We start from the raw sequence: 8,987 nt of genomic DNA, 5'->3' as shown, positions 1-8,987 counted from the left end.
AATACGCGCCCGGGCTGGGGGGCCGGCCGGGGCTGCGCCGGGGGCCGGGGCGGGGCGCCCGGCGCGGGAGCGCCGGACTCGGCCGCGGGTGCGGACGGCTCGGCGGGCGCCGGCGCCGGCTTGGCCTGCGCCGCCGGGCTGGGCGCGGCGTTACGCGGACCCGGACGCGGGCCGGGGGTCGCGGGCTTGTCCGCCGCGCGACCGGCCTGGCCGGAACCGGGCTTCGCGGCCGATTTCGCGGTGCCGTTCGACGCGGATTTCACCGAGAACGACTCCCGCAGCCGACGCGCGACGGGTGCCTCCACCGTCGACGACGCCGACTTCACGAACTCGCCCTGCTCCTTCAGCCGTGCGAGTAGTTCTTTGCTCGTGACACCGAGTTCTTTCGCCAACTCGTGCACGCGGGCCTTGCCTGCCACTGCTCTCCTCACTGAGAGGTCGAGCGCGACAGTCCGTCCCGGTGGACGGAAAGCCCGCACGACCTCCGATTATCTTCGATGGCCGATCATCGCTGGTACTTCACGGTGTGCTCATGAGTGCTCGTGCCTGTTCTCGATGTAGTGCTCCAGGGCTGAGATATCCAGTTTTCCGGACACTCGTAGCGCTCTGCCGAACGCTCGGCGCCGCTCTGCCGTGCTCAGACAAGCCGAAGCGGGGTGCAACCAGGCACCCCGTCCGGGAAGTCTGTGCCGCGGATCGGGAACGACCGCAACGCCGTCCTCATCGGACGAGTGCGCCACGACCCGCAACAGATCGGCGGCCAGCTCGCGCTTCCGGCATCCCACACACGTCCGAACGGGACCCGAGGGCGGTGCCTCGACCCGCGCGGAGCGCGTAGAAACCGGAGGCTCGTGCTGAGCCTGCGTCCACTCTACCGCTGCCATGTCCCGATCTCCGCATCCAGCCCTCTGGTTAGTTACCAACATGTCATCCCACCAGCAGCATTCCGGTCGTGCACCCTGATTTCCGGGATGATGACGGTGGTTGCGCCTAGTTGTGCTGGGCCTCCGTACCCACCGAACCGGACACGTCCGGGGCCGCGTCGCTGCGGATGTCGATGCGCCAGCCGGTCAATCGCGCCGCCAGGCGGGCATTCTGGCCCTCCTTGCCGATCGCCAGCGAGAGCTGGAAGTCGGGGACGACGACGCGGGCCGCGCGGGCGTCCGGGTCCACGATCGTGACGGAGACAACCTTCGAGGGGCTCAGGGCATTCCCGACGAAGGTGGCCGGATCCTCGGCGTAATCGATGATGTCGATCTTCTCCCCGGCCAGCTCGCTCATCACGTTGCGCACCCGCTGCCCCATCGGCCCGATGCACGCGCCCTTGGCGTTGACCCCGGGCACGTTGGTGCGCACCGCGATCTTGGAGCGATGCCCCGACTCCCGCGCCACCGCGACGATCTCCACCGAGCCGTCGGCGATCTCGGGCACCTCGAGGGCGAACAGCCGTCGCACCAGATTGGGGTGCGAGCGCGACAGGTTGATCTGCGGGCCGCGCGGGCCCCGCGACACCGCGTACACGTAGCACTTGATGCGATCGCCGTGCTCGTAGGTCTCGCCCGGGACCTGTTCGGCCGGTGGGATGAGCCCCTCGGCGCCGTGTGCCTCGCTGCCGATGCGCACCACCACGGTGCCGCGGGCGTTCATGCGGGCGTCGCGCTGCACCACGCCGCCGACGATATCGCCCTCGTGGGTGGAGAATTCGCCGAAGGATTTCTCGTTCTCGGCGTCGCGCAGCCGCTGCAGCACCACCTGGCGGGCGGTGGTGGCGGCGATGCGGCCGAACCCCTCGGGGGTGTCGTCCCATTCGGAGATGACATTGCCGTCGGCGTCGAGCTCGCGGGCCATCACCCGCACCACGCCGGACTTCTGGTTGATGTCGATGCGCGCGTTGGGCTGGTGACCCTCGGTGTGCCGGTACGCCGTCAGCAGCGCGGACTCGATCGCGGAGATCACCGTCTCCATCGAGATTCCCTTGTCGGCGACGATCGCCCGCAGGGCTTCGATTTCGATGTTCATTCCACGATCCCTTCGGTCGACACGGCTACTCGGCTGGACACTGCTGGATCTGCTGGATCCGTCGCGGAGTCGGCGCCCGGCTCCGGTCGGCCGGGGGAAACGCCCCCCGCGAGCTCCATTTCCACCGCGCCGGGCGCGGAGAATTCCACCTGGACGACGGCGCTGCCGATATCGGCGAGCGGCACGGTGACGCGATGCGGTTTTCGTCTGCCTCCCAGCACCAGCGCCACCTCGGAGTCGGTCGCGGCGCCGACGCGCGCGTCGAAGCTGCCGGGACCGTCCGGGCCGGGCGTGCCGGGCCGCATGGTGACGTGCACCTTGCGGCCGCGCGCGCGGCGCCAGTGCCGGGGTGCGGTGAGCGGGCGTTCGACGCCCGGCGTGGTGACCTCCAGTAAGTAGGGGGTCTCGCCGAAATCACCGGCGTCGTCGAGGGCCTGGGATACCTCCGAGCTCAACTCCGCGATCGTGTCCAGGTCGATGGCCCGATCGCCGTCCACGGTCACCTGCACCCGCGCCTGCGCCCCGCCCGCGGCCGTGATCGACACGCCCTCGAGGTCGAATCCTCGGCGTTCGACGAGCCCAGCAACGAGCTGGCTCACCCTTTCCTCGGTAGGCATCGGCATGTGGGGCGGCTCCTGGTTCAGTTGTGACGCGGTGGAGTTGTCGGTATCGGTCCTGGTCGGCCTTGGTCAGCACGCATCGGCGGCGAAATACTCCGCCGCAGCTCTAGCCTAACGCGCTGCCAGAGTGTAAAGGACCAGCCAACCCGCCCGAGTTTCCCGCCCCCGTCCGTGCGTAACGGCATCGGCGCGTGTCGGCGCCCCTCGCCCGATTCGGCCGCGACAATGCCTGGCACGATGTAGGCGTGCCGAGCACCCATCACCTCACCGGGCCGTCAGCCGCGGCGAATACTCCTGCGCTGAACCGCCGTTCGATGCTGCGGATCGCGGGCGGCGGCGCGGTCGCCGCCGTCGCGCTGGGCACCGCGGCCTGCGCCGAGGACGAGCCCGCGGCGCCGGATGTGCTGCTGGGGCAGGAGCAGTCGGCCCGCACCGACGCGGTGTGGGCGCAGGCGGCGGTGGCCGTGGCCCCCGACCGCACGCCCGCACTGACGCTGATCGCCGCGCAGCGCACCGAGCACGCCGACGCGCTGCGCGCCGAAATCGACCGCGCCGTAGGCGTTTACGGCGACGGCACCAAGCCGCGGTCGGATACCCCGCCCGTTCCCCCGCCCCCGGCGCCCACCCCGCCGCCGACGGTCGCGGCGGTGCGCGAGCAGCTGGCCCGGTCGCAGCGCTCGGCCGCCGACCTGGCGGTGAGCCAAACCGGATACCGAGCGGGTCTGCTCAGCTCGATCAGCGCCTGCTGCGCCACGCACGCGGGGGTGCTGCTGCCGTGACCACGCCCGATCAGCAGGCGCTCACCGACGCCCTCAACGCCGAGTACGCCGCGGTCTACGCCTACGGCGTCATCGCCGCCTATGCCGCCGCCGACCGCAACAAGATCGTTGCGGAGTTCACCGCGGGGCACCGCGCCCGCCGCGACGCCACCATCGACGCCCTGAAGGCCGTCGGCGCCCCCGTGCCCGCCCCGGCCGCCGCCTACCCGCCCCCGTTCCCGGTGAACGATCCCATCCCCGCCGCGAAATTGGCGGTCACCGTCGAATCCGACACCGCCATCGCCTGGCGTTCGGTGGTGGAACGCGCCAGCTCCCCCGATATTCGCCGCACGGGTATCGACGCCCTCACCGAATGCGCGGTGCGCCTGGCCACCTGGCAATCAATTCTCGGCACCAATCCGCCGACCGCCGCCTTCCCAGGCAAACCCTGAGCAGACCCCGCGACGACCACCACATTTCCGGCTCGCTTTCGGCCGGAATCCGCCCTCGTCTCACCGGATCCCGGCCAAAAGCGTGCCGGGAATACGAGGCCGCGCGGGCTGCCGGGGGATGCGGGCGAGTCAGGTGTTCAGGCGCGGGCCTTGGCGAGTACCGCTTCGACCGCGTTCTCGGCCGGGATCTCCTCGGTGGTTCCGGCGAAGCGGTCGCGGAGTTCGACCTTGCCGTCGGCCCAGCCGCGGCCGACGACCAGGATCAGGGGCATGCCGAGCAGTTCGGCGTCCTTGAACTTCACGCCCGGGGAGGCGGTGCGGTCGTCGAGCAGGACCTCGAGGCCCGCCGTATCGAGTTGGGCGGCAACCTGTTCCGCGCCCGCGCGGGCGGCGTCGTCCTTGTTGGCGATGACCACGTGCACCTGGAACGGTGCCACCTCGCGCGGCCAGCGCAGGCCCTTGTCGTCGTGCATCTGCTCGGCGAGCACGGCCACCATGCGGGAGACGCCGATGCCGTAGGAGCCCTGGATCAGGCGCACCGGCTTGCCGTTCTCACCGAGCACGTCGACCTCGAAGGCGTCGGTGTACTTGTAACCGAGCTGGAAGATGTGGCCGATCTCGATGCCGCGCGCGGCGTGCAGCACGCCGCGGCCGTCGGGTGAGGGGTCGCCGTCGCGGACCTCGGCGGCCTCGATGGTGCCGTCGGGGGTGAAGTCGCGGCCCGCGACCAGGCCGACCACGTGCTTACCGGGGGCGTCGGCGCCGGTGATCCAGGACGTCCCGGATACCACGCGCGGATCGACCAGATAGCGAACCCCGTTGTCCTGCAGCCCCTTCGGCCCGATGTATCCCTTCACCAGGAACGGGTTGGCGGCGAAGTCCTCGTCGGTGAGCAGCTCCACCTCGGCGGGCTCGAGCGAGGCGCCCATCCGCTTGTCGTCCACCTCGCGGTCGCCGGGGACGCCGATGCCGAGGATCTCGGTCTTGCCGTCGGGGTGGCGCAGCTTCACCATCACGTTCTTGAGCGTGTCGGCGGCGGTGACCGGACGGCCCAGCCGCGCGTCGATGCCCGCGGCGTTGGCCCAGTCGACCAGCGTCGCGATGGTCGGCGTGTCGGGGGTGTCGTACACCGTCGCCTCGGGCTGCCCCTCGATCGCGATCTCCGGCGGCGCGGGCGTGACCACGGCCTCCACATTGGCGGCATAACCGGATTCGCGGCAGATCACATAGGTGTCCTCGCCGACCGGGCTGTCGGCCAGGAACTCCTCGGAGGCACTGCCGCCCATCGCGCCCGAGGTGGCGGCCACGATCACGTACTTCACCCCGAGCCGGTCGAAGATGCGCTGGTACGCCGCTCGGTGCGCGGCATAGCTGGCCTGCAGCCCGGCCTCGTCCAGATCGAACGAGTAGGAGTCCTTCATGACGAACTCGCGCCCGCGCAGGATCCCGGCGCGCGGCCGCTCCTCGTCGCGGTACTTGGTCTGCACCTGGTACAGCGTGACCGGCAGATCCTTGTAGGAGTTGTACTCGCTCTTGACGGTGAGCGCGAACATCTCCTCGTGGGTGGGCCCGAGCAGGTAGTCGGCCCCCTTGCGGTCCTGCAGCCGGAACATGGTGTCGCCGTACTCGGTCCAGCGGTTGGTGGCCTCGTAGGGTTCCCGCGGCAGCAGCGCCGGTAGCAGGATCTCCTGGCCGCCGATGGCGTTCATCTCCTCGCGCACCACGTTCTCGACATTGCGCAGCACCTTCAGTCCCAGCGGCAGCCACGAGTAGACGCCCGGCGCGGCGCGGCGGACGTACCCGGCGCGGACGAGAAGCTTGTGGCTGGGCACCTCGGCGTCGGCAGGATCGTCACGCAGGGTGCGCAGGAACAGGTGGGAGAGACGGGTGATCACGGGTCCACAGAGTAGCCCCCCGCTCCCGCGATACCGACAAGGCATCGTGCATAGGCCACCGCCTCCGCACCGCGGTCGTTCGCGCCGGTACCGTAACGGCTCGTGCTGGTGATCTTGCCTCCCTCGGAAACCAAGTCGGACGGCGGCGCGCTCGGGCCGCTGGACCTGGACGAGCTGTCGCTGCCGCAGCTCAACGTGGTGCGCGACAAGCTGGTCACCGCGCTGACCGACCTGGCGGCCGATCCCGCGGCCGCCCGCGCCGCGCTCGGACTGGGCAAGGGGGCCGAGCCCGAGATCGCCCGCAATGCCGCGCTGCGCAGTGCGCCGACCCGCCCGGCGCTGCAGCGCTATACGGGAGTGCTCTACGACGCGCTCGATGCCCGGTCGTTCACCAAGGCTCAGCGGGAGAAGGCCTACCGGCGGCTGGCGATCGGCTCGGCGCTGTTCGGGGTGGTGCGCGCGGGCGACCCGATTCCGGCCTACCGGCTCTCGGGCGGGTCGAAACTGCCCGGGCTGCCGACACTTTCGTCGCTGTGGAAGCCGGTGCTGGCTCCGGCGCTGCAGGCCGAGACGGCCGGGCACCTGGTGGTGGATCTGCGCTCGGGGACCTATCAGCAGCTGGGCCGCGTGCCCGGCGCGGTCACCGCGACCGTGCTCACCGAGCGCCCCGACGGGACCCGCACGGTGGTCAGTCATTTCAACAAGCATCACAAGGGACTGCTGGCGCGGGCGCTGGTGTGCGGGCGCGCCGAGCCGTCGGATATTCGCGGGCTGGCCCGGGTCGCCGAAAGGGCCGGGCTGCGCGTGGAGATCGCGTCCTCGGCCGAACTGCTGATTCTCACCTGAGTGAATTCCCGGTAGCGCAGGGCCCAATTCGAATCGAATACCGCCCGTCGAAGATTCGAATTCTGGGTGACGAAACCCTGTGCCTGCCAGTTTCTTTCACGCAACCTGCGCGTAAGATATTGCCCCGCTTGGGAATGGCCGGTGGCGTACCGTAATGTCTGTGCCGCGCGCGGACCGCGCGCATTTGCCGAATGCGATGCCGAGGAGCTTGGCGTGGGTGTGCAGACCACCCCTGAGGACAAGGCCGCCCGTGAAGAAAAAGCGCTGCGCGAGCTGACGAATCGCCTTGTCGAGATCTATAACGACAGCCATTCCGCGGAGCGGGTGGAAAAGGTGGTGGGTGCGGCACGAAACAGATTCGACGGAACGTCGGTGCGCGATTTCGTGCCGATTCTGGTGGAACGCCTGGCCCGGCGGGAGCTGGAGCCGCCGGAGCCGGAGCCGGAATCCGCTGCCGCCGAGGCCGTCTCGGAGGCGCCCGAGTCACCCACCGGCAACCCGGGCGGATGGCGGTCCACGGCCAAGGGTCTGGTGTCGCCGCCGTGGACGGCGCGCAAGCTCGCCCTCCCCCTCGGGGCGCTCGCGGTGGTGGTGGCCGTGGCGGTCGCCGTCGGCATGAGCGGTTCCTCCGAATCCCCCACTGCCGCAACCCCGTCGCTGACCACCGTCGGCGGCATCGCCGGCTCGGAGAAGTCGGCGTTCTTCACCGATCCGCGCGTGGTCGACGCCTTCGCCCGCAACGGCCTGCGCGTGCAGGTGGATCCGGCCGGTTCGCGCCAGATCGCGACGACGGTCGACCTCGGCAACTACGACTTCGCCTTTCCGTCGAGTACCCCTGCGGCGGAACGGATTCTGCGTCAGCGCAATGTCACCGCCCGTTACACGCCGTTCTCCTCGCCGATGGCGATCGCGACCTTCCGGCCGATCGCGGACCTGCTGACCAAGGCCGGGGTGGTGCGTCCGGGACCGGTGCCGACGTTCGATATGAACCGCTATCTGGACCTCACGCTGCGCGGCGTGCAGTGGGATCAGCTGGAGGGTAATACCGAGTACCCGGTGCGCAAGAGCGTGCTCATCTCCACCACCGATCCGCGCACCTCCAACTCGGCCGCCATGTATCTGGCGGTGGCCGGATATGTCGCCAACGACAATTCGATCGTGCGCGGCCGCACCGCCGAGGAGTTCGTGGTGTCCAAGGTGGCGCGGCTGTTCACCAAGCAGGGTTTCACCGACAGCTCCAGTGAGGGCCCGTTCGCCCAGTACCTGTCCGCGGGGATGGGGCCCACGCCGCTGGTGTGGTGTTACGAGGCGCAGTTCGTGGAGGCGGGGGCACAGGGCCGGTTGCAGCCGGATATGACGCTGCTGTACCCGTCGCCGACCGTGCTGTCGCGGCACACCCTGGTCCCGCTGACGCCCGAGGGTGACCGCATCGGGCGGCTGCTGTCGACCGACCCCGAACTGCAGCGCCTGGCCGCCGAGCACGGCTTCCGCCCCAACGACGCGTCGCAGTTCACGAAAGTCGTTGCCGACCACAAGATTCCGGCCGCCAACGAGGTGGTCGACGTGGTGGACACCCCGGCCTACGACACCCTCGAGCACCTGCTGGACGGCGTCGCGGAGTCCTACAACTGATTGCCATCAGCACCCCAGGTGCCGTCCTCGCCGTGAAACAACTGGTCCTTGCCCTACGGTCCGGATAGCGGAAGAATTGCCTGATGGTGAATTCGGCGGTCCGGGAGGCACAGAAGACCTCGGCGGAGGAGGGTAAGGCCGCCCGTCAACGCCTCACCCGCACCCAGGCCGGGAGGTGGCAGCCCGATACCGGCCGGGCGGATCCGGTCGCGGTCCTGGAGCAGCAGGCGCGCACCCGGCTGCCCCTGCTGGTTCCCATCCGGTACGCGCGAATGATGCAGTCGCCGTTCGCCTTTCTGCGGGGCGCCCCGGCGGTCATGGCGGCGGATCTGGCGCAGAGCGCGAATACCGGCCTGCGGGTGCAGCTCTGCGGCGACGCCCACATCGCGAACTTCGGCCTGTACGCCTCGCCGGAGCGCAACCTCGTGTTCGACCTCAACGATTTCGACGAGACGCTGCCCGGCCCGTTCGAATGGGACGTCAAGCGGTTGGCGGCGAGCGTCGCGGTCGCCGCGCACGACGGCGGCTGCTCCGATCAGCAGACCGGCGACGCCGTCCGGGCCGCGGCCGCGGCCGACCGCGAGGCCAAGCACCACCAGGCCCCCCGGGGCAGCCGGGCGGGGTGGTTCCCCGTCGCCCCCCCCCCCCCGGTGGTGCGGCTGCGCGGCGCCGGGCACCAACCCACGGTTAATCTCATCCCAACCGCATTTCTCGCGCTGCGGCGCACGCCCCGGCTGCTCACCGAACTGCGCGAGCATCCCGAAC

10 protein-coding genes are annotated in these 8,987 nt (G+C 70.1%); 5 read left to right on the top strand and 5 right to left on the bottom strand.

The window, feature by feature from the left end; genetic code table 11:
- The 4 genes from QH290_RS36890 to rimP all read right to left on the bottom strand — a co-directional run.
- On the bottom strand, positions 1-419 hold a 419-nt coding region (locus QH290_RS36890), incomplete at its 3' end, for a translation initiation factor IF-2 N-terminal domain-containing protein (protein WP_280388050.1).
- Positions 420-530: 111 nt separating this feature from the next.
- Positions 531-884, bottom strand: coding sequence for a YlxR family protein (locus QH290_RS36885; protein WP_280266332.1), 354 nt, complete (start codon positions 882-884; stop codon positions 531-533).
- A 106-nt stretch (positions 885-990) separates the two neighbouring features.
- Positions 991-2,019 (bottom strand): transcription termination factor NusA, encoded by a 1,029-nt coding sequence (gene nusA / locus QH290_RS36880; RefSeq protein ID WP_280266331.1) that lies wholly within the window; start codon positions 2,017-2,019, stop codon positions 991-993.
- Positions 2,016-2,642 carry a ribosome maturation factor RimP gene (rimP, locus tag QH290_RS36875; protein WP_280388048.1) on the bottom strand — a complete coding sequence of 209 codons (627 nt, stop codon included), beginning with the start codon at positions 2,640-2,642 and terminating at the stop codon, positions 2,016-2,018. The genes nusA and rimP overlap by 4 nt, the downstream gene beginning before the upstream one ends.
- A gap of 242 nt (positions 2,643-2,884) precedes the next feature.
- Between rimP and QH290_RS36870 the strand changes: the two genes are divergently transcribed.
- Both QH290_RS36870 and QH290_RS36865 read left to right on the top strand, forming a co-directional pair.
- Positions 2,885-3,418, top strand: a complete 534-nt coding sequence (locus QH290_RS36870; RefSeq protein WP_280266329.1) for a hypothetical protein — start codon at positions 2,885-2,887, stop codon at positions 3,416-3,418.
- The gene (locus QH290_RS36865) at positions 3,415-3,849 is read left to right on the top strand and encodes a ferritin-like domain-containing protein (RefSeq protein WP_280388046.1); all 435 of its coding nucleotides are present in this window, start codon (positions 3,415-3,417) and stop codon (positions 3,847-3,849) included. The genes QH290_RS36870 and QH290_RS36865 overlap by 4 nt, the downstream gene beginning before the upstream one ends.
- A gap of 137 nt (positions 3,850-3,986) precedes the next feature.
- Here QH290_RS36865 and QH290_RS36860 read toward each other — a convergent pair whose 3' ends face one another.
- Entirely contained in the window at positions 3,987-5,744 is a 1,758-nt protein-coding gene (locus QH290_RS36860) for a proline--tRNA ligase (protein WP_280266327.1), read from the bottom strand.
- A 102-nt stretch (positions 5,745-5,846) separates the two neighbouring features.
- Between QH290_RS36860 and yaaA the strand changes: the two genes are divergently transcribed.
- The 3 genes from yaaA to QH290_RS36845 form a co-directional block, all read left to right on the top strand.
- The gene (gene yaaA / locus QH290_RS36855; protein ID WP_280388044.1) at positions 5,847-6,590 is read left to right on the top strand and encodes a peroxide stress protein YaaA; all 744 of its coding nucleotides are present in this window, start codon (positions 5,847-5,849) and stop codon (positions 6,588-6,590) included.
- Positions 6,591-6,803: 213 nt separating this feature from the next.
- Positions 6,804-8,222, top strand: a complete 1,419-nt coding sequence (locus tag QH290_RS36850) for a three-helix bundle dimerization domain-containing protein (protein WP_280388042.1) — start codon at positions 6,804-6,806, stop codon at positions 8,220-8,222.
- Positions 8,223-8,305: 83 nt separating this feature from the next.
- The coding region (locus tag QH290_RS36845) for a DUF2252 family protein (RefSeq protein ID WP_280388040.1) at positions 8,306-8,987 on the top strand (682 nt) is incomplete at its 3' end.

The organism is Nocardia wallacei (assembly GCF_029869545.1).
Lineage (GTDB): Bacteria > Actinomycetota > Actinomycetes > Mycobacteriales > Mycobacteriaceae > Nocardia > Nocardia wallacei_A.
This window is presented reverse-complemented; position numbering and strand designations above follow the sequence as displayed.